The 20,644-nt window shown below is 62.9% G+C and carries 21 protein-coding genes and 1 riboswitch; of the genes, 15 read left to right on the top strand and 6 right to left on the bottom strand.

The genetic code is table 11. The annotated features are described in order from the left end of the window. Positions 1 to 85: 85 nt before the first annotated feature. From C7I87_RS18645 to C7I87_RS18625, 5 genes are all read left to right on the top strand, one after another. Positions 86 to 1,675 carry an ABC transporter substrate-binding protein gene (locus C7I87_RS18645; protein WP_149905580.1) on the top strand — a complete coding sequence of 530 codons (1,590 nt, stop codon included), beginning with the start codon at positions 86 to 88 and terminating at the stop codon, positions 1,673 to 1,675. Between the two features lie 83 nt (positions 1,676 to 1,758). Then, positions 1,759 to 2,598, top strand: coding sequence for an alkaline phosphatase family protein (locus tag C7I87_RS18640; RefSeq protein WP_149905579.1), 840 nt, complete (start codon positions 1,759 to 1,761; stop codon positions 2,596 to 2,598). A gap of 182 nt (positions 2,599 to 2,780) precedes the next feature. After that, entirely contained in the window at positions 2,781 to 3,347 is a 567-nt protein-coding gene (locus C7I87_RS18635) for a sigma-70 family RNA polymerase sigma factor (protein WP_149905578.1), read from the top strand. After that, positions 3,344 to 4,012, top strand: coding sequence for an anti-sigma factor (locus tag C7I87_RS18630; protein ID WP_149905577.1), 669 nt, complete (start codon positions 3,344 to 3,346; stop codon positions 4,010 to 4,012). The genes C7I87_RS18635 and C7I87_RS18630 overlap by 4 nt, the downstream gene beginning before the upstream one ends. Further along, positions 4,002 to 5,441: a S8 family serine peptidase gene (locus tag C7I87_RS18625; RefSeq protein ID WP_149905576.1), complete on the top strand. Its 1,440-nt coding sequence runs from the start codon at positions 4,002 to 4,004 to the stop codon at positions 5,439 to 5,441. Before C7I87_RS18630 ends, C7I87_RS18625 begins: the two co-directional genes overlap by 11 nt. A gap of 54 nt (positions 5,442 to 5,495) precedes the next feature. Here the strand turns inward: C7I87_RS18625 and C7I87_RS18620 are convergent, their stop codons facing one another. The 3 genes from C7I87_RS18620 to C7I87_RS18610 form a co-directional block, all read right to left on the bottom strand. Then, on the bottom strand, positions 5,496 to 6,149 hold the full coding sequence (locus C7I87_RS18620; RefSeq protein WP_149905575.1) for a hypothetical protein: 654 nt from the start codon (positions 6,147 to 6,149) through the stop codon (positions 5,496 to 5,498). A 108-nt stretch (positions 6,150 to 6,257) separates the two neighbouring features. Next, entirely contained in the window at positions 6,258 to 7,280 is a 1,023-nt protein-coding gene (locus C7I87_RS18615; protein WP_149905574.1) for a substrate-binding domain-containing protein, read from the bottom strand. Between the two features lie 27 nt (positions 7,281 to 7,307). Beyond that, complete coding sequence (locus C7I87_RS18610; RefSeq protein WP_149905573.1) at positions 7,308 to 7,544, bottom strand: hypothetical protein; 237 nt, start codon at positions 7,542 to 7,544, stop codon at positions 7,308 to 7,310. Positions 7,545 to 7,643: 99 nt separating this feature from the next. Here C7I87_RS18610 and C7I87_RS18605 point away from each other — a divergent pair, with 99 nt between their 5' ends. The 5 genes from C7I87_RS18605 (at position 7,644) to C7I87_RS18585 (ending at position 14,155) form a co-directional block, all read left to right on the top strand. Then, the gene (locus C7I87_RS18605; protein WP_149905572.1) at positions 7,644 to 8,999 is read left to right on the top strand and encodes an ABC transporter substrate-binding protein; all 1,356 of its coding nucleotides are present in this window, start codon (positions 7,644 to 7,646) and stop codon (positions 8,997 to 8,999) included. Between the two features lie 174 nt (positions 9,000 to 9,173). Beyond that, entirely contained in the window at positions 9,174 to 10,187 is a 1,014-nt protein-coding gene (locus C7I87_RS18600) for a carbohydrate ABC transporter permease (protein WP_149905571.1), read from the top strand. A gap of 1 nt (position 10,188) precedes the next feature. Then, a complete protein-coding gene (locus C7I87_RS18595) occupies positions 10,189 to 11,343 on the top strand; it encodes a carbohydrate ABC transporter permease (RefSeq protein ID WP_149905570.1) in 1,155 nt (384 codons plus the stop codon). Positions 11,344 to 11,347: 4 nt separating this feature from the next. Next, on the top strand, positions 11,348 to 13,012 hold the full coding sequence (locus C7I87_RS18590; RefSeq protein ID WP_149905569.1) for a beta-galactosidase BglA: 1,665 nt from the start codon (positions 11,348 to 11,350) through the stop codon (positions 13,010 to 13,012). A gap of 30 nt (positions 13,013 to 13,042) precedes the next feature. Next, a complete protein-coding gene (locus tag C7I87_RS18585; RefSeq protein WP_149905568.1) occupies positions 13,043 to 14,155 on the top strand; it encodes an ABC transporter ATP-binding protein in 1,113 nt (370 codons plus the stop codon). Between the two features lie 82 nt (positions 14,156 to 14,237). Here the strand turns inward: C7I87_RS18585 and C7I87_RS18580 are convergent, their stop codons facing one another. From C7I87_RS18580 to C7I87_RS18570, 3 genes are all read right to left on the bottom strand, one after another. Further along, entirely contained in the window at positions 14,238 to 14,486 is a 249-nt protein-coding gene (locus tag C7I87_RS18580; RefSeq protein WP_149905567.1) for a DUF680 domain-containing protein, read from the bottom strand. A 66-nt stretch (positions 14,487 to 14,552) separates the two neighbouring features. Further along, the gene (locus C7I87_RS18575) at positions 14,553 to 14,759 is read right to left on the bottom strand and encodes a DUF680 domain-containing protein (protein WP_149905566.1); all 207 of its coding nucleotides are present in this window, start codon (positions 14,757 to 14,759) and stop codon (positions 14,553 to 14,555) included. A 73-nt stretch (positions 14,760 to 14,832) separates the two neighbouring features. Then, a complete protein-coding gene (locus C7I87_RS18570) occupies positions 14,833 to 15,036 on the bottom strand; it encodes a DUF680 domain-containing protein (protein WP_149905565.1) in 204 nt (67 codons plus the stop codon). Positions 15,037 to 15,521: 485 nt separating this feature from the next. After that, positions 15,522 to 15,724, top strand: a riboswitch (cobalamin riboswitch). A gap of 114 nt (positions 15,725 to 15,838) precedes the next feature. On the opposite strand from C7I87_RS18570, the gene C7I87_RS18565 reads away from it, so the two are divergent. From C7I87_RS18565 to C7I87_RS18545, 5 genes are all read left to right on the top strand, one after another. Then, positions 15,839 to 17,086, top strand: coding sequence for an aromatic ring-hydroxylating oxygenase subunit alpha (locus C7I87_RS18565; RefSeq protein WP_149905564.1), 1,248 nt, complete (start codon positions 15,839 to 15,841; stop codon positions 17,084 to 17,086). Between the two features lie 20 nt (positions 17,087 to 17,106). Continuing rightward, positions 17,107 to 18,207, top strand: coding sequence for an FAD-binding oxidoreductase (locus tag C7I87_RS18560; RefSeq protein ID WP_149905563.1), 1,101 nt, complete (start codon positions 17,107 to 17,109; stop codon positions 18,205 to 18,207). A 132-nt stretch (positions 18,208 to 18,339) separates the two neighbouring features. Beyond that, positions 18,340 to 18,771 carry a PqqD family peptide modification chaperone gene (locus C7I87_RS18555; protein ID WP_149905562.1) on the top strand — a complete coding sequence of 144 codons (432 nt, stop codon included), beginning with the start codon at positions 18,340 to 18,342 and terminating at the stop codon, positions 18,769 to 18,771. Positions 18,772 to 18,805: 34 nt separating this feature from the next. Continuing rightward, positions 18,806 to 19,855 (top strand): serine kinase, encoded by a 1,050-nt coding sequence (locus tag C7I87_RS18550; RefSeq protein ID WP_149905561.1) that lies wholly within the window; start codon positions 18,806 to 18,808, stop codon positions 19,853 to 19,855. Then, on the top strand, positions 19,852 to 20,604 hold the full coding sequence (locus tag C7I87_RS18545) for a glycosyltransferase family 2 protein (RefSeq protein ID WP_188393894.1): 753 nt from the start codon (positions 19,852 to 19,854) through the stop codon (positions 20,602 to 20,604). The genes C7I87_RS18550 and C7I87_RS18545 overlap by 4 nt, the downstream gene beginning before the upstream one ends. Positions 20,605 to 20,644 lie beyond the last annotated feature (40 nt).

Here is a 20,644-nt window from a genome sequence, read left to right as displayed (position 1 = left end):
CGTCATCCGCATGCAACACTAGGGCGCCACACCTCCTTTGGACGGGCGCCACTGGTGTGACGTTGTTTTCAACAAGGGGTAGGACATGAAGACTGAACTCGACCATCTCGCTGAACTCGCTGGCAAGGGCCGGATATCGCGTCGCGACTTTCTTGGCCGCACCGCGGCACTGGGTGTGTCTGCCGCGCTGGCAACGACGCTGGCCGGGAAGGCCTTCGCACAGAGCCCGGTGAAGGGCGGGATCATCAAGGCCGGCCTGCAGGGCGGTGAATCGACCAACAGCCTCGACCCGGCGCTGAACCTCAGCCAGGTCACCTACAGTTTCAGCAAGCAGTGGGGCGAATATCTTGTCCGCCTGACCCCGGAAGGTGGCGTCGAGAACCTGATCGCGCAGGAGATCGGCGCCTCGGCGGACGCCAAGACCTGGACCATCAAGGTGCGCGACGGCATCGAATTCCACAATGGCAAGACCGTGACCGCGGAGGATATTGCTGCCACGCTCGAGCGCCACGCCGACGAGAAGTCGAAGTCGGGTGCGTTGGGCGTGCTGAAGAACATCAAGACGATCAAGCCGGCTGGCAAGGAAGTGGTGGTCACGCTCGGCGACGCCGATGCCGACTTCCCCTATCTGATGGCCGACTACCATCTCGTCATCCAGCCGAATGGCGGCAAGGACAATCCCAATGCCGGCATCAGCGCCGGTCCCTACAAGGTCACCGTCAACCAGCCGGGCGTGCGCCATGGCGGCGAGCGCTTCGCCAATTACTGGCGCGGCGACAAGGCCGGCCACGCCGACCAGATCGAGATCGTCGTCATCAACGATGCCACTGCACGGCTTGCCGCGCTGCAGGGCGGCCAGGTTCACCTCATCAACCGGGTCGAGCCGAAAGTGGTCGATCTGGTCAAGCGCATCGCGGGCGTCACCATCGAGAACGTGTCGGGGCGCGGCTACTACCCGTTCAACATGTTCTGCGACACCGCTCCCTTCGACAACAACGACCTGCGGCTGGCGCTGAAGCTTGCCATGGACCGCGACGAGTTGCTGGAAAAAATCCTGCGCGGCTACGGCTCGGTCGGCAACGACTTCCCGATCAACGAAGCCTATCCGCTGTTTTCCACCGACATCGAGCAGCGCAAGTTCGATCCGGAAAAGGCCGCGGCCGCCTACAAGAAGTCGGGCCATAGCGGCTCCATCCTGCTGCGCACATCGGATGTCGCCTTCCCCGGCGCCGTCGACGCCGCCCAACTCTATCAGCAGAGCGCGGCCAAGGCCGGCATCAAGATCGAGATCAAGCGTGAGCCCGGCGACGGCTACTGGTCCGAAGTCTGGAACAAGCAGCCCTTCTCGCTCTCCTACTGGGGCGGGCGCCCGACGCAGGACCAGATGTATTCCACCGGCTACGTCTCGACCGCCGACTGGAACGACACGCGCTTCAAGCGGCCGGAGTTCGACAAGATGCTGTTCACGGCCCGTGCCGAGCTCGACCATGCCAAGCGCAAGGCGATCTATCACGACATGGCCGTGATGATGCGCGACGAAGGCGGGTTGATCGTGCCCTTCTTCAACCAGTTCATCGACGCCGCCGCCACCAACAAGATCAGCGGCTGGGTCAAGAACCCGAACGGCGAAATGATGGACGGTTACGCGCTCGGCGAATGCTGGCTGAACGCCTGACATCCATTACATAGTGAAAAGCGCCGCGTGTCCTGATGACACGCGGCGCACTCGTTTCGACACACAATCGCATGGAGCAGCCCGTGGCGCTCAAGACCAAGCTTCTGCTGATCATCCTCGACGGCGTTCCCTACCGCAACTGGCGCCGGCTGATGGGCAATCTCGAAGGCTGGGTGCAGTCGGGCGAGGCGCGGGTGTGGAAGATGCGCTCGGTGCTGCCGTCAACCTCGGCCTGCTGCTACGCCTCGATCCACACCGGCGTGTCGCCGCAGGTGCATGGCATCCTGTCCAACGAGAACCGGTTTCGCGTCGGGCAGCCCGACATCTTCTCGGAAGTCAGCAAGGCCGGCGGCAAGACCGGTGCCGTCACCCACTCCTACTGGTCGGAATTCTTCCGCTCCTACCCGTTCGACCTCGTCGAGAACATGGAATATGACGAGCCGGGCGGCCCGATCACGCATGGCCGCTTCCACACCATGACCGGCTACAATCTCAAGAACCAGATGACACCGAGCGATGTCGACCTGTTCGCGACGCTGAGCATGCTCACCCGGCGCCACGGCATCGACTACGGCATCCTGCACACCTGCACGCTGGACTCGATGGGCCACCGTTTCGGCCATGACTGCCATGAGATGGACCATGCCTGCTACGCCATGGACGGCATGCTGGCAGCCTTCCTGCCGGGCTGGATCGAAGCCGGCTACGAGGTCGTGGTCACCGCCGACCACGGCCAGACCGATCGCGGCCACCATGGCGGCCATGACGACGAGATGCAGGATTTTGCCCTGTATTATTTCGGACAAGGCAAAGGGCCGGAGGGAGATGTGTTGCTTGACCAGCTGCAACTGGCGCCGACCATCTTGAGCCGTCTCGGCGTGCCGGTACCGGCAACGATGAAGGCGAAGGCTTTTCTCACCTGATCGGGCGGCCGGCGCCGCCCCTCATCCGCCTGCCGGCGCCTTCTCCCCGTGAAACGGAGAGAAGGGATGCTCTGGCCACGTCCCCGCTCTTCGGTTAGCCTCCGAAAATTCCTTGGCGGAGGATGAACCTTTTTGGACCGATCGGCGACAGAGCAGACAGGAGCCAGGCGGCTCGACCGGCCATGACCGCGGCGACGGAGACCGATCGCGCGCTCGTCGACCGGGTCGCGAAGGGCGACCGGGCTGCCGTGCGGCTCCTGTTCATGCGTCACCACGCGCGGATCTACCGCTTCGTGGCGCGCCAGACGGGATCGGAAATGATGGCTGACGATATCGCGAACGAGGTGTTCCTCGAACTGTGGCGACAGGCGCCGGGCTTCGAGGGACGCTCCGAAGTCTCGACATGGCTGCTCGGCATCGCCCGCTTCAAGGCGCTCTCGCTGCTGCGCAAGAAGAAGGAAGACTGGATCGACGACGAGGCCGCCGCCGCGGTGCCCGACAGCGCCGACACGCCGGAAGTCGTCACCATGAAGGAGGACAAGGCCGCTGCCTTGCGGCGCTTCATCGATGCCTTGCCGGAAGAGCACCGTACGGTGATCGACCTTGCCTACTATCACGGGCAGTCAGTGACCAAGATCGGCGATGTGCTCGGCATCCCGGTCGCCACCGTCAAGACCCGGATGTTCTACGCCCGCAAGAAACTCGGCGAGGCCCTGAAGGCCGCCGGTTACGACAGGGGGTGGCCATGAGCGCCGCTGAAAAGATGTCGCGCCGCGACGAAATGGAAACGCTGCTGCCGTTCTACCTGAACGGGTCCCTAGAAGGTTCGGAGCTGGAAGCCGTCGAGGAATGGCTGGCCAGCGATCCCTCCGCACTTGCCGCCCTTGGCGAGGCCGAGGCCGAATTCTCCGGCACATCAGCCGCCAACGAAGCGATCCGCCCGCCGGCCGATGCACTCAGCCGCTTCGCCAAGGCGCTGGACGCCGAGGCAGGGTCGGCCCGAGCGCCGGCAAGCGCGTCCTGGCTGACGCGGGCCTGGGGCCGCTTCATGGCTGTGCCGGTCGGCGTCGCGTGGGCGGCGGCGGCGGTCCTGCTTGTCTTGATCGCGGTACAGTCGCTGGTGCAGCCTGGCGGCAAGGGCGGGAATTTCGAGATCGCCGGCACTGAAGACGACCTGGCGAAGATGCCGTTCGCGCTGGTCAAGTTCAAGCCGGATGCAAGGATGGCCGATATTGCCGTCTTCCTCGATACCAACAAGCTCAAGATCATCGGCGGACCGACCGCCGACGGCGTCTTCAGGCTCGCCATTCCGGCGACGACCGCCGCCGACTACGAGAAGCTGCGCGGCCTTATTGCCGCCCAGCCTTTCGCGGAGACTGTGATCGAGGGAAGGAAACCTGTTGATGGCGGCTGAGGCGGTCATTCGATTTGCGGCTATCCTTGCGGCGGCGATGACAATCGCCGCCGTGCCTGCGTCGGCGCAGACCAACGATGCCAATCCAGACCGGACGAAAATCGATTGCAGCAAAGAGGCCAATGCGACGGCGGCCGAATGTGTCAAGGCCAGGGGCGGCACCAAGGGCGGCTCGGGTGCAGCCCAGGCCGGCGCCGTTTTTCTGCCCGCCTTGATTGTCGACCTCTTCCCCAACCCGGTCGCCCCTCCCGCACCGGCGCCGCCACCACAGCCGGAGCCCGCGACACCCCCTGGAGGCAACCAGGCCGGTTCGCCACCGGGTGGCCCGATCGTCTCGCCGACCGATCTCATCGCCGTTCAGCCGCCGCGCGCCGTGACCGGCGAGTTCGTGCCCGACGAGGTGCTGGTGACCGTTAATGGCGATGCCGGCGCCGTGCAGCAGATCGCCGCCTCCTTCGGCCTTGAAGTGCGCTCACAGCGCCAGTCCCGGCTGCTCGGCAGCACTTTGGTGCGCTTCGGCATTCCCGACGGCCGCCCGGTCGGCGTCGTGCTGGCGCAGCTTGCCGCCGACGGCCGCACCCAGCGCCGCGAGCCCAACCACATCTATTCGCTGCAGCAGGCGGCCAGCATCGTCAACTATGCTTTCGACCACATCGTGCTCGACGCCAAACAGGCCAGCGGCGAAAACGTGCGTGTCGCCGTCATCGATACCGGCATCGACGACAGCAATCCGGCTCTGGCCGGCGTCATCGCCGCGCAGTTCGACGCCATGCCGGACGTGCCGATCGAAAAGCGCGATCACGGCACTTCGGTCGATGGCCTGATCGCCGGCGTCGGCGCGCTTGAAGGCATGGCGCCGGGCGCCAGGATCTACCATGCGCGCGCCTTCGAGGGCGGCAAGTCGACCATGGACGTCATCCTGTCGGCGCTCGACTGGGCGGCGGACCAGAATGTCAGCATCATCAACATGAGCTTCGTCGGCCCGAAAAACGACCTGCTCGGCACCGCCTGCCGCAACGCGCGCGCGCTCGGCATGGTGCTGGTCGCTGCCGCCGGCAACAACGGTCCGAAGGCACCGTATGGCTATCCGGCCGCTTTCGACGGCGTCATCGCGGTGACGGCCACCGACGCCAAGGACGGGTTGATGCCGCAGGCCAATCGCGGCGCCTACGTCTTCATCTCGGCGCCGGGCGTCGAGATGGTGGCGCCGAGCGGCGCCGGCTCGGATGTCGTTACGGGCACCTCGTTCGCCGCGGCGATCGTCAGCGGCGCCATCGCCAATCTCATCCACGCCGCGCCCGACCGCTCGGCCGACGACATCGAGAAGGCGCTTGCCGCGACCGCCAAGGATCTAGGCCCGAAGGGACGCGACAATGATTTCGGCTATGGGCTGCTGGATCTTAAGGCGGCCGAGGCCGCGAGGGAGTAGGCTTTTCGCTTCAGGCGTCGATTTCGTCGATCTGCGGCGAGCGAACCGTATCGATCAACCTGTGACCAGTCGCCGGCTCCGAAGCAATAGCAGAAGCAAGGCGACTCCAAGACAAAACCCGACGGCAGCCAACCCAATCACCGCCGCCCATCGCGTCAAGACGCCATACTCATCGCCGCCGATGACGCGATAGAGACCGTTGATCTCGACCATTTCGGCTTCAGACAGCCGCTTTTTCGGCAGTGTTCGGTCAGTATAGAAGTACTTGGTCATCGTGTTGAATTCGAGTTCACGTCCGTTGAACATTTCGGAGGGGTTCAGATCGGACGTGACGTGGCCATCATAGGTAAGTTCCTGTGTGGCGCGGATATCGACGTTGTTGAAGTCCGGCTTCGTGGCTCCCGGATGAAACCAACCTGGTGAAAACTCCGACACTGGCCCCGAGCGGGGCAGATGGGTAATCGGCTGGTTGACAATTTCGACCACCTTCTGTTCCGCCCGAGCGGCCTCGGCGTTCAGCTTCTCGATGCCTGGCAGCGTCCAGAAGATAGTGCCTATGACGGCCGGCAAAAGGCTCGCCAAACCAAACAGACATGCGACATGACCGACGACGCGCGTCGGTCTCGCGCTGCGGTCCGTCAGTACAGCCCGGGCGCGACTCTTGCGTCCGCGTCGGCCGAAAACCGTGCCGGGCTGATCGGTATTCATCGGCCCATGTTGGAGTAGGCTGGCTAAAGCGACGTTAATGGGAGCCTCGGTTTTGGCCGACAAGGTTAGCATTTGGGGATCGAACGCAGAGTGATTGAAACTTGATCGCTAAACCGGCGCGCCGGCGACCGATCCCCTGACCACCAGGTCGACCGGCCAGACTTCGCCGCGCGCGCCCTCCTCGAGTCCCGATATCCGCGCCGCCAGCCGCTCGGCGATGCGTGCGCCGGCTAGCCGGATCGACGAGCGCGTCGTCGACAGCGGCACGGAAAAATTCTCCGGCTTCAGCCAGGGAAAGACGTCGTCATGGGCAATCAGCGACACGTCGCCGGGAATGCTGAGCCCGAGATCACGCACCGCGCGCACGACGCCGAGCGCCATGATCAGGCTGGAGCAGGCGATTGCCGTCGGCGCGCCGTCCTGTTCGAGCAGGCGCCGGGCGGCGCGATAGCCGTTCTCCTCGGTCATGACGACGGAACAGACATGGCGATTTTCCAATCTCAGGCCGCTTGCGGCCAGCGCCCGGCGCACGCCGCGCTCGCGATGAATGGCGAAGGTTTCCCTGTCATCTCCGTTGATCAGCGCCAGGCGCCGGTGGCCGAGCTGGACAAGCAGCCGGGACGCCTCGTGAAAGGCGCCCTCATTGTCGATATCGAGATAGGGATAGTCGAAACCCGAGCCCTCGCTGCGGCCGTGGACGATGAAGGGAATGCCCAGCGTGTTGACCAGCGCCACACGCCGGTCGGCGGGCCTGGGCGAAGAGATGTAAATGGCATCGACCTGCCGGTTGGCGGCGATACGCCGGTAGGTCGTCTCCTGATCGTCGGCATCAGCCGGGGACAGCACCAGGTCAAGATCGTGCGAGCGGGCATAGTCGCCCAGGCCGGACAGGAATTCGACGAAGTGCGGGTCGATGTCGACGGCGGCTCCCGTCGGCAGCACGTAGCCGATCATTCCAGACTTGCCCGTGGCCAGCCGGCGCGCGCTCGGATTGGGGCGATAGCCATGGCGCTTGGCGGCGTCCATGACGCGCCTGCGGGTTTCCTCGTTGACTTCGGGATAGCCGTTCAGTGCCCGGCTTACCGTTGTCTGGGAAAGCGCCAGCATGTGCGCGAGTTGCTTGAGGTTCACGAGAGGCCTCCCTGCCTCAAAGCGCTTTTAAATTGAATCGGCCCAAACACCATCAAGGATGCGGCCATATCGCAGAGACCATAAGCGTGCCGCGGCCGGGTTTGAAACAGAAATTGCAGTTTCACCGCCAAAAAAAGCATGTTGCGGTGCACTTTTCGAGCCGGCACCGCCGATAATTAAATCGATTAGCTCTCGAGCCTCTTGACTCTCACCCGATTCAATGGCGAGATCAGCAAAGCCAAAGCGCTTTGGAAGACTCTTCAAAAGGTTGCGGTTCCCTTGCGACTGAGTCACAGTCCTGCGGCGTCGGCGGGCGGAATGGAGGTTCCGTCCGGTATGTGTGACCCACTGGGAGGAATACCGATGAAGAAGATGCTTTTGCTGGGCGTTGCGTCTGCCGCGTTCGCCCTGAGCGCACCCGCGCACGCCGAACTGAAGTTCAAGCCCGGCGAGGACCAGCGCTTTCACTGGGCGAATTACGAAGACCTCAAGAAAGTCGACCTCAAGGGTGAGACCCTGTCGATCTTCGGGCCGTGGCGTGGCGAAGACGAGACGCTTGTCCGGTCGGTACTCGATTATTTCTCCGAGGCTACCGGCGCAGAGGTCAAATATTCCTCGTCCGAGAATTACGAGCAGCAGATCGTCATCGACACCCAGGCCGGCAGCCCGCCCAACATCGCGGTCCTGCCGCAGCCGGGCCTGATCCAAGACCTCGCTTCCAAGGGCGTGCTGACCCCGCTCGGCGACGACGTCGCGGCCTGGGTCAAGGAGAATTACGCCGCCGGCGACTCCTGGGCCAAGCTCGGCACCTACAACGGCAAGGACGGCAAGCCGGGCTTCTATGCCTTTCCCTACAAGATCGACGTGAAAGGGCTGGTCTGGTACTCGCCCGACAATTTCCAGGAGGCCGGCTACAAGGTTCCGAAGACGCAGGAAGAACTCGCCGAACTCGAGAAGAAGATCATCGCCGATGGCGGCAAGCCGTGGTGCATCGGGCTCGGGTCGGGCGGCGCGACCGGCTGGCCGGCGACCGACTGGGTCGAGGACATCATGCTGCGCACGCAGCCGCCCGAAGTCTATGACAAGTGGGTGAAGAACGAGATCCCGTTCACCGATCCGGCAGTGGTCAACGCCATCGACATCTTCGGCAAGATCGCCACCGACGACAAGATGGTCGACGGCGGCGCCAAGGCGGTAGCGGCGACCGACTTCCGTGACAGCCCGAAGGGCCTCTTCACCGTGCCGCCGAAGTGCTACATGCATCACCAGGCATCGTTTATCCCCTCTTTCTTCCCCGAGGGCACAAAGCTCGGCCAGGATGCCGACTTCTTCCCCTACCCGCCCTACGCCTCCAAGCCGGAACTCGGGACGCCGCTGGAAGTGGCCGGAACCCTGGTGATGATCACCAAGGATTCCAAGGCATCGCGCGAATTCATCAAGTTCCTGCAGATGCCACTCGCGCATGAATTGTGGATGGCGCAGAAGAGCTTCGTCACCCCCTTCAAGGGGGCCAACAAGGACGCTTATGGCAGCGACGCGCTGAAGAAGCAGGGCGAGATCCTGGTCGGCGCCACCACGGTGCGCTTCGACGGCTCCGACCTGATGCCTGGCAAGGTCGGCGCCGGCTCCTTCTGGACCGGCATGATCGACCTGGTCGGCGGCAAGTCCGCCCAGGACGTCGCCACCGACATCCAGAAGAGCTGGGACGCTATCAAATAGGCCGCAGCGCGACCTAAGGCCTTCTAAATCTTCCTACTGGATCCGGGCTACGGCCCGGATCCGACCGGCGGTGCACGCCGGAAGCCTTCGCGTTTCGATTGTTCCGAACAACTGAAAGTCGGTGCATCCGATCGCCAGGACTGCCTGGCAGGTCATGCGCAGGGAGAGGGACCCATGGCGGCTCAGATTTTCTCGGCAATATTCGTCATCATCATCGGCGTCGGCGGCTGTGTCGCCTATTTCTGGGGCGCCAACAAGCTGCTCGACTTGACCTTCCCCTCGCGCGGGGTGTCCGGAACGGCTGCCGTCAACAATCTGCGCCGGCAGGGGTTGGTGCGGCCCTGGCTGTTCGTGGGTCCGGCGCTGATCATCCTGACCATCTATCTGATCTATCCGGTGATCGCGACCCTGTGGCTGTCTTTCTTCGACCGCGGCGGCACGAGTTTCGTTGGGGCCGCCAACTACGAATGGGCGCTGCGCGATCCGGATCTGCGAAACGCGATCCTGAACAACGTCCTGTGGCTGGCGGTGGTCCCGGCGGCCTGCACCTTCCTCGGCCTGATCATCGCCGTGCTCACCGACAAGATATGGTGGGGCACGATTGCCAAGAGCCTGATCTTCCTGCCGCTGGCCATCTCCTTCGTCGGCGCCAGTGTGATCTGGAAGTTCATCTACGAATATCGAGGCCAGGGCCAGATCCAGATCGGCCTGCTCAACGCCATCATCCAGCATTTCGGCGGCCAGCCGCAGGTCTGGATATCGCTGCCGTTCTGGAACAATTTCTTCCTGATGGTCATCCTGATCTGGATCCAGACCGGCTTCGCCATGGTCATCCTTTCGTCGGCGCTGCGCGGCATCCCCGAAGAAACGCTGGAAGCCGCGGTCATAGACGGCGCCAACCCGTTCCAGATCTTCTGGAAGATCATGGTGCCACAGATCTGGGGTACCATCGCGGTGGTGTGGACCACCATCACCATCCTGGTGCTGAAAGTGTTCGACATCGTCTTGACCATGACCAACGGCCAATGGAACAGCCAGGTGCTGGCCAATCTGATGTTCGACTGGATGTTCCGCGGCGGCGGCGATTTCGGCCGCGGCGCGACCATTGCCATCATCATCATGATCGCTGTCATTCCGATCATGATCTGGAACATCCGCCAGGCCAACAAAGAGACGGGAGGGCACTGAGATGGCCGTCGCGACCGGAAATTCATTCGCCAGCCGTTTCGGCGTCCATATCGCGGTGCTTGTCTTCGTGGTGATCTGGACCATCCCCACGCTCGGCATCCTGGTCTCGTCGCTGCGCGACAAGGACCAGATCATCGCCTCGGGCTGGTGGAATTCGTTCGCCAGCTCCAGCCAGACCGAGGCCGGGCGTCTCCCCGCCGCCTCGGCGCAGACCCAGAAGGATGGCAAGTTCGTCCTTGAGGGCAACATCTTCGGCGACAGCGCCAAGCGCAACATCAGCGCCTTCGGCATCAAGGCAGCGGCACCGACACAATATCCGGCCGGCACGTCGGCCGACCTCGGTGACGGCGTGACGCTGCAGGTCAACGCCGACGGCAGCTTCGTCATGTCATCGCCCAAGGCGTTCGAAGGCGATCGCGGCCAGCGCGTCTACTACGCCTCGTCGGCGCCGCCAAAATTCACCACCGACAACTACCAGACCGTGCTGTTTTCCGAAGGCATCGGCCGCTCCTTCATGAATTCGCTGACGGTCACCATCCCGGCGACCGTGATCCCGATCCTGATCGCGGCCTTTGCTGCCTATGCCCTGGCCTGGATGCGGTTTCCCGGCCGGGCGCTACTGATCGCGGTCATCATCGGCCTCCTGGTGGTGCCGCTGCAGATGTCGCTGATCCCGCTGCTTAGGCTCTACAACGGCGTCGGCACTTTCTTCGGCGTGCCGTCCAAGACCTATCTGGGCATCTGGCTGGCGCATACCGGCTTCGGCCTGCCCTTCGCCATCTACCTGTTGCGCAGCTATATTGCCGGCCTGCCGCGCGAGATCATGGAATCGGCGCGCATCGACGGTGCCAGCGATTTCGAGATCTTCGTCAAGATCGTGCTGCCGCTGTCCTTCCCGGTGCTTGCCTCCTTCGCCATCTTCCAATTCCTGTGGGTATGGAACGATCTGCTGGTGGCAATGGTTTTCCTCGGAACGGCGCCCGACCAGATCGTGCTGACGGCCAAGCTCAACGCGCTGCTCGGTTCGCGCGGCGGCAACTGGGAGATCCTGACGACATCGGCCTTCATCACCATCATCGTGCCGCTGATCGTCTTCTTCTCACTACAGCGCTATTTCGTCCGCGGGCTGCTGGCCGGCTCGGTGAAAGGAGGTTGAGACAATGCAATCGGCTTTGAAGGCGACTTCTAAACCAGACCCCGCCGTCGACCAGGACTGGTGGCGGGGCGCGGTGATCTACCAGATCTATCCGCGCAGCTACCAGGACTCCAATGGCGACGGCATCGGCGACCTCAAGGGCATCATCGGCAGGCTGCCCTACATTGCCGCCCTTGGCGCGGATGCCATCTGGATCTCGCCTTTCTTCAAATCGCCAATGAAGGATTTCGGCTACGACGTCTCGGACTATTGTGACGTCGACCCGATGTTCGGCACGCTGGCCGATTTCGACGCACTGACGGCGGAGGCGCACCGGCTGGGGCTCAAGGTGATGATCGACGAGGTGCTGTCGCATACCGCCGACATCCATCCCTGGTTCAAGGAAAGCCGCTCGAGCCGCACCAATCCGAAGGCCGACTGGTATGTCTGGGCGGACGCAAGGCCCGACGGCACGCCGCCCAACAACTGGCTGTCGATCTTCGGCGGCTCGGCCTGGCAATGGGACACCAGCCGCCAGCAATACTACCTGCACAATTTCCTGGCCGAGCAGCCGGACCTCAACTTTCATAGCCGCCAAGTCCAGGACGCGCTGCTCGACGTCACCCGCTTCTGGCTGGAGCGCGGCGTCGACGGCTTCCGCCTCGACACGATCAATTTCTACTTCCACAGCCAGGGGCTGGAAAACAACCCGCCGCTGCCGCCGGAAGAACGCAACGACCAGACGGCGCCGGCGGTCAACCCCTACAACTACCAGGATCACATCTACGACAAGAGCCGGCCGGAGAACCTCGCCTTCCTCGAGCGCTTCCGGGCGCTGCTCGACGAATATCCAGCCACTGCCGCAGTTGGCGAAGTCGGCGATTCGCAGCGCGGGCTGGACGTGGTCGCAGCCTATACCGCCGGCGGCAAGCGCGTGCATATGTGCTATTCGTTCGACTTCCTGGCGCCGGAAAAGATCAGCGCCGCCAAGGTTCGCTCGGTGCTGGAAGCGTTTGGCAGGGTGGCCAGCGACGGCTGGTCGTGCTGGGCGTTTTCCAACCATGACGTGATGCGACCGGCCTCGCGCTGGGCCACCGACGAAGCCGACCCGACCGCTTATCTCAAGGTCATCTCGGCATTGCTGATGTCGCTGCGCGGCTCGGTCTGCATCTACCAGGGCGAAGAACTTGGGCTCGGCGAGGCCGACCTGCGCTCCGAGGACCTGCAGGACCCCTATGGCATCCGCTTCTGGCCGGAATTCAAGGGCCGCGACGGCTGCCGCACGCCCATGGTGTGGGATGGAAGCGCCAGGAATGGCGGCTTCTCCCAGGCAAAGCCCTGGCTGCCGGTGCCGGCCAAGCATCTGTCAAAGGCGGTCAACGTGCAGCAAGGTGACGAAACCTCCCTGCTTGAGCACTACCGGCGCTTTCTTGCCTTCCGCCGCGCCCATCCGGCGCTGGCCAAGGGCGATATCAGCTTCATCAAAAGCCAGGGCGACACCGTTGCCTTCACCCGCCGGGCGGGCAATGAGGAGATCGTGTGCGCTTTCAATCTGGGCGCCAGGCCGGCGAAGGTTGACCTCGGCAACCGAACCCTGCAACCTTTGCCGGGACACGGGTTCTCGGGGCAGCCGAGCACCGGTTCTATCGAACTCGGCGGTTACGGCGCCTGGTTCGGGCGCATAGGCTGAAACATCTGAGGAACCACTGGGAGGAAATCAATGGCCGATGTCAATTTGAGACAGGTGAAGAAGTCCTACGGCAATCTCAACATTCTCCACGGCATCGACCTCGACATCAAATCGGGCGAATTCATCGTCTTCGTCGGCCCGTCGGGCTGCGGCAAGTCGACCTTGCTGCGCTCGATCGCCGGGCTCGAGGAAATCACGTCGGGTGAACTCAAGATCGATGGCCAGGTGGTCAACGACGTGCCGCCGTCGAAGCGCGGCATCGCCATGGTGTTCCAGTCCTACGCGCTCTATCCGCACATGACCGTCTACGACAACATGGCCTTCTCGATGAAGATCGGCAAGGAAAGCAAGGCCGAGATCGACAAGCGGGTGCGGCAGGCTGCCGAGATCCTGCAGCTGACCAAATATCTCGACCGTCTGCCCAAGGCGATGTCGGGCGGCCAGCGCCAGCGTGTCGCCATCGGCCGCGCCATCGTGCGCAATCCGAAAGTGTTCCTGTTCGACGAACCGCTGTCGAACCTTGACGCGGCCCTGCGCGTCGCCACGCGTATCGAGATCGCCAAGCTCAAGGAATCGATGCCCAACACGACCATGATCTATGTCACGCACGACCAGGTCGAGGCGATGACGCTGGCCGACCGCATCGTCGTGCTGAAGGATGGCCACATCGAGCAGGTCGGCACGCCCATGGAGCTCTACAAGAGCCCCGGCAACCTCTTCGTCGCCCAGTTCATCGGCTCGCCGGCCATGAACATCCTGCCGGCGACGGTCGACAAGACCGGCAATCCGACCATCATCAGCCATGTCGGCGGCCGCAAGGCGACGGTACCGATCGCGACACCTGCTTCGGCAAAGGGAGCGGCGGTCAGCTTCGGCGTGCGGCCGGAAGATCTGATGATCGCCGGCGGCATGGATTATCTGTTCGAAGGGACGGTCGATTATGTCGAGCAGCTCGGCGAGGTCCAGCTGGTCTATATCGACATCGGCCGGGCCGACCTGCCGCTGGTGACCAAGTTGCCGGGCAATGTCGAGGTCAAGCGCGGCTCGACGTTGCGGTTGACCGCCAATGCCGGCGACCTTCATATCTTCGATGCGGATGGTCGCTCCTTCGCCCTGCACGAAGCCGAAGCAAAGGCGGCCTGAAACCAACTGTTCTCGACGACGCAAAAAGAGCGGCGGGCATGGCCCGCCGCTCTTTTTTGTCTATGTCTATGGTTCGGGTCTGTTAGTTATTGCCGAACAGATTGCGATCGGCACCCTGATGGGCCGGCTTCTGCACGTCGCCGGACGAATTGAGCAGCTTGTAGACGGGCGAGTCGCTGTTGCGGATCGAACCCGTATTCGACGTATCGACATTGACGGTCGACGACGCAGTGGGCTGATTGGCGCCATTGGAGCCATAGTTGTCACTGCCGGCGAAGGCGCTGCCGGAGAGGGCCAGAACGGCGGCGGCAGCAATGAGGATCTTGTTCATTTCAAATACTCCTGATTTCTTGAATTCCACGAGCGGCGGGCTAGCCCGCCACTCGCGGATGGGCCGTTAACGGCCGAAGAGGTTGCGATCGCTGCCCTGCTGGGCAGGCGCCTGCGTGGCCGGAGCCGACTTGCCGATCGACGCTGTGTTCGAGTTGTCGGTCGAAGTGACAGCGGCCTGGTCGGCGCCGCTCGAACCGTAATTGTCACTGCCGGCGAAGGCGCTGCCGGAGAGGGCCAGGACGGCGGCGGCAACAATGAGGGTCTTGTTCATTTTAAGTACTCCTGAATTTGTGGCATCCACCGGCGCGGCAAGGGTCACCCCGCCGCGTGCCGGGGATCGGCTGTTAGTTGTTGCCGAAGAGGTTGTGGTCTGCGCCCGTCACAGGCGCATGAGCAGCCGGCTCCGACTTGCCGGTCGAAGCGGTGTACGAGCTGTCCACGGCTGCTGCGGGCTGATTGGCACCGTTCGAACCGTAGTTGTCGCTACCAGCGAAGGCGCTGCCGGAAATGGCCAGAAGGGCGGCGGCAGTGAGAACAATCTTTTTCATTTTGGGTACTCCAGTATTTTTCCGTCCGTCTAGCGGCGTGTCTTGGGATTAAAAATCGCGTCGTTCGGACAGCCCCGATGTGGGAGAGCCCTCCGGCCGTTTCCAATCACGAAGTTGTTCAGCGTGGACCATGACTCCACCACTTGAAATTGTACCAGGGCTTTCCACATTCGTTCTTTTTCTTCGTAATATCAAGTCGTTATCTAAGACCAGCGCCTCGATCACCAACTGTGTCGGAGGCTCGGCGTTCACACCGTCCTGCACGCACCGTCAACAGAAACGAACCGTTCGGTTCGATTTTAGACTCTGCTAATAGTCACTTTTTGAAACTGTTAACCTTTTTATCCCCGGCAAAGGTCGAAACAGTGCCGGCGCGCCTGGCTGACAGAAGGCGATTCCACGACCCTGTCACGACGATCCAGCATGCGTGTCGCGCCGCATGGATGCGATGTCGCTTTCGTGCCGATGTCCCAAACCCTGTCGTGATTAGATCAGGCATCTCAGGTGCCGCTGCGTGACGATGGAGCGGAGAATTGGGAAGCCGGTCAGATTCCGGCGCTGCCCCCGCAACGGTGGTGGAGTTCAAGTCGCAACGGGAGACCACTGGGCGAAGGCCTGGGAAGGTGTCGCGATCGTCCGCAAGGACAACTCCAGAGCCCGGAAACCAGCCCGAGATGGCTAGAACTCGACTGATCGCGGTGGGCGGTCAAGAGGCGGATGGTGTTTGTCCGGCTTTTCGCCGATCTGCGCCCAGTCCTTCCTCAATCACCACCAGTTCAGTCCTTGAAAATGAGGACAGGACATGGACGCGCGCAACGACATGCTGAGGCTCTTGAACAGCCGCAGACAGGGCTTTTCACTGGAACAGCCCTTTTATACCGACCCGGACTACTTCAAGCTGGACATGGAGTTGATCTGGTACCGCGACTGGCTGTTCATCGGCCATGATTGCGAATTGCCCAAGCCGGGCAGCTTCATCACCGTGCAGATCGGCGATTATCCGGTCGTGCTGGTGCGCGATCAGCAAGGCAAGATCAACGCCTTCCACAATTCCTGCCGCCATCGCGGCAGCCGCGTCTGCAACAGCGACAAGGGCATGGCCGCCAAACTGGTCTGTCCCTATCACCAGTGGACCTACGAGCTTGACGGCCGGCTACTGTTCGCCCGCCAGATGACCGATGGGTTCGACAAGAGCCAGTTCGGGCTCAAGCCGGTCGCCTGCGAAAGCGTCGCCGGCTATGTCTTCATCTGCCTGGCCAAGGAGCCCCCCGACTTCGCGCCGATGCGGGCGCTGATCGAGCCCTATCTCCAGCCGCACCGGCTGAGCGAGGCCAAGGTCGCCTTCGAGAGCACGATCATCGAGAAGGGCAACTGGAAGCTGGTCTGGGAAAACAACCGCGAGTGCTACCATTGTGCAGGCAATCATCCGGAGCTGTGCAAGACGTTCCCGGAAGCACCGACCGTGACCGGAGTGCAAGGCGCCGACAGAGACCCGGAGATGCTGGCCCACTGGGCGAAGTGCGAGGCTGCTGGCCTGCCCAGCAAGTTCCGCATCGATCCGGCCGGGCAATACCGCGCCACCCGGGCGCCGCTGCTGCGCGATGCCCAGAGCTACACGATGACCGGCAGGCGGGCAGTGAAGAAGAACCTGTCCGACAGCGTTTCGGCCGACCAGATCGGCACCTTGATGCATTATCATTATCCGACGACCTGGAACCACATCCTCGTGGATCATGCGGTTACCTTCCGCGTGCTGCCGGTCAGCGCCACAGAAACAGCAGTGACGACCAAATGGCTGGTGCACAAGGACGCGGTCGAGGGCGTCGACTACGATCTCGCCGAACTCACCCATGTCTGGACCGAGACCAACGACCAGGATCGCCGCATCGTCGAGGAGAACGCCTTCGGTATCCTGTCGCCGGCCTACGAGCCCGGCCCTTATTCGGAGTTGCATGAGGGCGGCGTTATCCAGTTCGTCGACTGGTATGCCCGCTTCATCGGCCCGCGCCTTGCCGAAGGCGGGCGGCCGGCGCTGCGCAGCGTCGCATGAGAGGCTGAGGGGTGAATGCGATGACCGACCTTGGCCTCTATCGCCATCTCGACCAGATGGCGCCATGGAACGACAGGCTGCAGGTGCTGGAGGTGACCGGCATCACCGACGAGGCCCCCGACGTGAAGACCTTTACCTTCCGGTCCGACAACCAGACCTGGTTCCGCTACAAGCCAGGCCAGTTCGTGACGCTGGAGTTGCCGACAACGGACGGCCCGCTGATGCGCACCTACACACTGTCGTCCTCGCCGTCGCGACCGTTCTCGATCGCGGTGACGGTGAAGGCGCAGGCGGGCAGCGTCGGCACACGCTGGATGTTCGATCACCTGGCGCCGGGCTCGCACGTCAAGGCCTATGGACCAGGCGGCGACTTTTCACTGCACAGCCATCCGGCGGCGAAATATCTGTTCATCTCTGCCGGTTCCGGCGTGACGCCGATGATGTCGATGCTGCGCTGGCTGAACGACTGCGCGCCATGGACCGATGTCGGCTTCGTCAACTGCGCGCGGCGCCCGGAAGAGATCATCTTCCGCAAGGAGCTCGAACTGCTCGGTGGCAATATGCCGGGCCTGTCCCTCGGCTTCATGATCGAGGAGCGGTCGAGCCGCGAGGGCTGGTACGGCCATATGGGTCGCATCGACGCCATCCGGCTGCCGCTGCTGGCGCCCGATTTCCGCGAACGCGAAATCTTCTGTTGCGGCCCAGATCCCTTCATGCGCGCGGTGCGCGGCATGCTTGAGGCCGCTGGATTCGACATGGCAAAGTACCATCAGGAGAGCTTTGCCGCGCCGACCGTGGAAGAGATCCCGGCGCCGTTTGCCTCACCGGTTGAAGACGGCACGGCAATTTCCGTCGATGCCACAACACCGATCCGCTTCGCGCTTTCGGATGTCGACGCCGAATGCGTCGCCGGCCAGACCGTGCTGCAGACGGCGCGTGCCTCGGGTGTGCGGATACCAGCGGCCTGCGAATTCGGCCTGTGCGGAACCTGCAAGGTGAAGAAGGTCACCGGAGCTGTCGAAATGAGCCACAATGGCGGCATCCTCGATCACGAGATCGATGATGGTTTTATCCTGGCCTGCTGCTCCAGGCCGCTATCGGCACTGGAAATCGAGGCGTGATCCCGAACTGATCCCAGAGATAGTCGGCACCTTGTCGGCACAGCTTGCCTTGCCAACGAAGAACCGAGCGTTTACAGGCGTTGTTGGTGGATGCGGTCCTGCTGGCGGGCAGGAATGTAAAGCGGGGCAACAATGAAGCATGTTTCCCATGCCTATGCGGTTGCGAGCCGGGATATCGTTTTCGAATCCTTCGATGGCGAAGCCGTGGTGCTCAACCTTGCGAACGGCAAATATTTCGGCTTCTCCGATTCCGGCAGCAAGGTCTGGCAGGCGCTTTCGTCCGGAGTAGATGCCCGAGCTCTGGTCGGGCTGGCCGCGGGCGGCTCGACAATAGCCCTGGCCGAACTCGAACACTTCATATCGCAATTGCTCGAATTGGGTTTGCTGGTGCGTCTGGAAACGACTGCGCAGCCATTGCCAGGCGAATTGCCTGCCGAGCTTGCCGCCACGAACGAGCCGCTCAATGTGAGCATTCACGACGACCTCGCCGACCTGATCGTCGTTGATCCCATCCATGAGGTCGAAGAGCCTCTTGGCTGGCCGGCGGTCAAGCAGGCTTCCTGACCGGCCGGGCGCAGCCCGTGATGGAAGGCGCTTGATGCCGCGCGTCACGCTCGAAACCTTACCCGACTACGCCCGGTATCTCATCGCCGCCGCCGAAGGCGCGACCGCGCGCTATCCGACCACACGAAAGGTTCGCCTGCCCCGTCTGGAACTGACCGCGCATCTCGGCCATGGTGTGCTTGCCGATGCACTGAGCCATGCATTTGTCGAGGCCGGTCACGATCAACCGGAACCGTCCACGTGCCGCATCTTCATCGCTCATCCCGGCATCGACAGCATCCCCGAGCCAGCGCATTGGGGCGATGCGCATTTCACCGAGCACGGTTTTGCCAAACGGCTCGCCGAGGCCGGGTTGCGCGGGCACTATTTCCACGACCTGGATTTCTGGCAGATCTACGATCCGCAACGTCGCATTGGCGTGCAGCTGATGGCCTCGGCCGAGGCCTTTCCGCCATGGGAGCCGGGAGCACCGTTGCGCGCCTTCCTGCATTGGGAATATGCCGCGCGCGGCATGCGGCTGACCCATGCCGGCACGCTCGGCGTCGACGGCAAGGGTATCCTGCTTGCCGGCTCGGGCGGGGCAGGGAAATCCGGCACCGTCGCAGCCGGCCTGCTCAACGGGCTCGACAGCGTCGGCGACGACTATGTGCTGATCGATCTCGCCGGAGGCGTGGCCGCGCGGCCCCTTTTCTCGACGCTGAAGCAGGATGCGCAAGGTTTCACGCGACTGGGCCTGCAACAGCGGCTAACGGCGCAGGGCCCGCTGAACTGGCAGGGCAAGCACACGTTTCACATTGATGACATCGCGCCTGGGCCGGTGCCCGCGATGCTGGACATCGTTGCGCTGGTGGTGCCACATATCAGCGGAGGCGGAGCAAGTTCGATCATGCCGGTGTCGCGCAGGGACGCCATGATTGCCTTGGCGCCGTCCGGCACCGCACAGATGCCGGGCGAGCGCGAGAGCGGCTTTCGCTTCTTCAGCGAATTGACGCGCCACCTGCCCTGCTTTCGTTTGTCCCTCGGCACCGACCCGACAGAGATCGCCGGCACGATCGAGGATTTCCTGACACGGGGCGCCTGGTGAAGCTCAGCGTGATCCTGCCTGTCTACAATCGCGAGCGCTATGTCGGCGCTGCGCTGCGCTCGTTGATCAGGCAGCGCGCTGACGCCGACTTCGACATCATCGTCATCGACGACGGCTCCACGGACGCCTCGGTGGAGGCCATAACGTCAACGATGCGCGAGGCGTCCTGCATCCGCCTGTTCCTGCAACCCAATATGGGTGTCGCGAAGGCGCGCAATGCCGGGCTGAGGCAGTTGCCGCCGGATGCCGGGTTTGTGTCGTTCCTCGATTCCGACGACATCTCGCTTGCCGGACGCTTCAAGACGGATCTGGCTTGCTTCGAGGCCGACCCGGGCCTTGACCTGACCTACTCCCTGATGACCCTGGCCGAGCAGATAGACGATAACACGCTGGAGCCTGTAGCGGGCAGCCGCACTGTAACGCTGCGCGGAATTTCGATGAGCACCGGCCTGTTCAGCCGGGCGCTTGTCGATCGCATCGGCTATTTCGACGAGGAATTCGATCAGGGCGAGGACACTGACTATCTGCTGCGCATCTTCGAAACGGGTCCGAATTACCGCCTTCTGGAGACCGTCGCGATCTACTACAGGCGCCATGCCGGCAATGTCACCAAGGAGCACGAGGGCCGGCTTCGCAACCACATGCGGGCGATCCACAAATCGATTCGGCGACGCAGGGCCAACCCGTCCCTTCGTGAGATCCCCGGCATTTTCGAGCTCAAGAGCTCGCCCGACTGGCGGGTGCTTTGATGCACGTTATCTCGCGATCAAATCGGATGGTGCCGCAGCG

Source organism: Mesorhizobium sp. SARCC-RB16n, from assembly GCF_008520305.1.
Lineage (GTDB): Bacteria > Pseudomonadota > Alphaproteobacteria > Rhizobiales > Rhizobiaceae > Mesorhizobium.
Note: the sequence above shows the minus strand (reverse complement) of the source record. Positions and strands in the feature narration are given on the sequence as shown.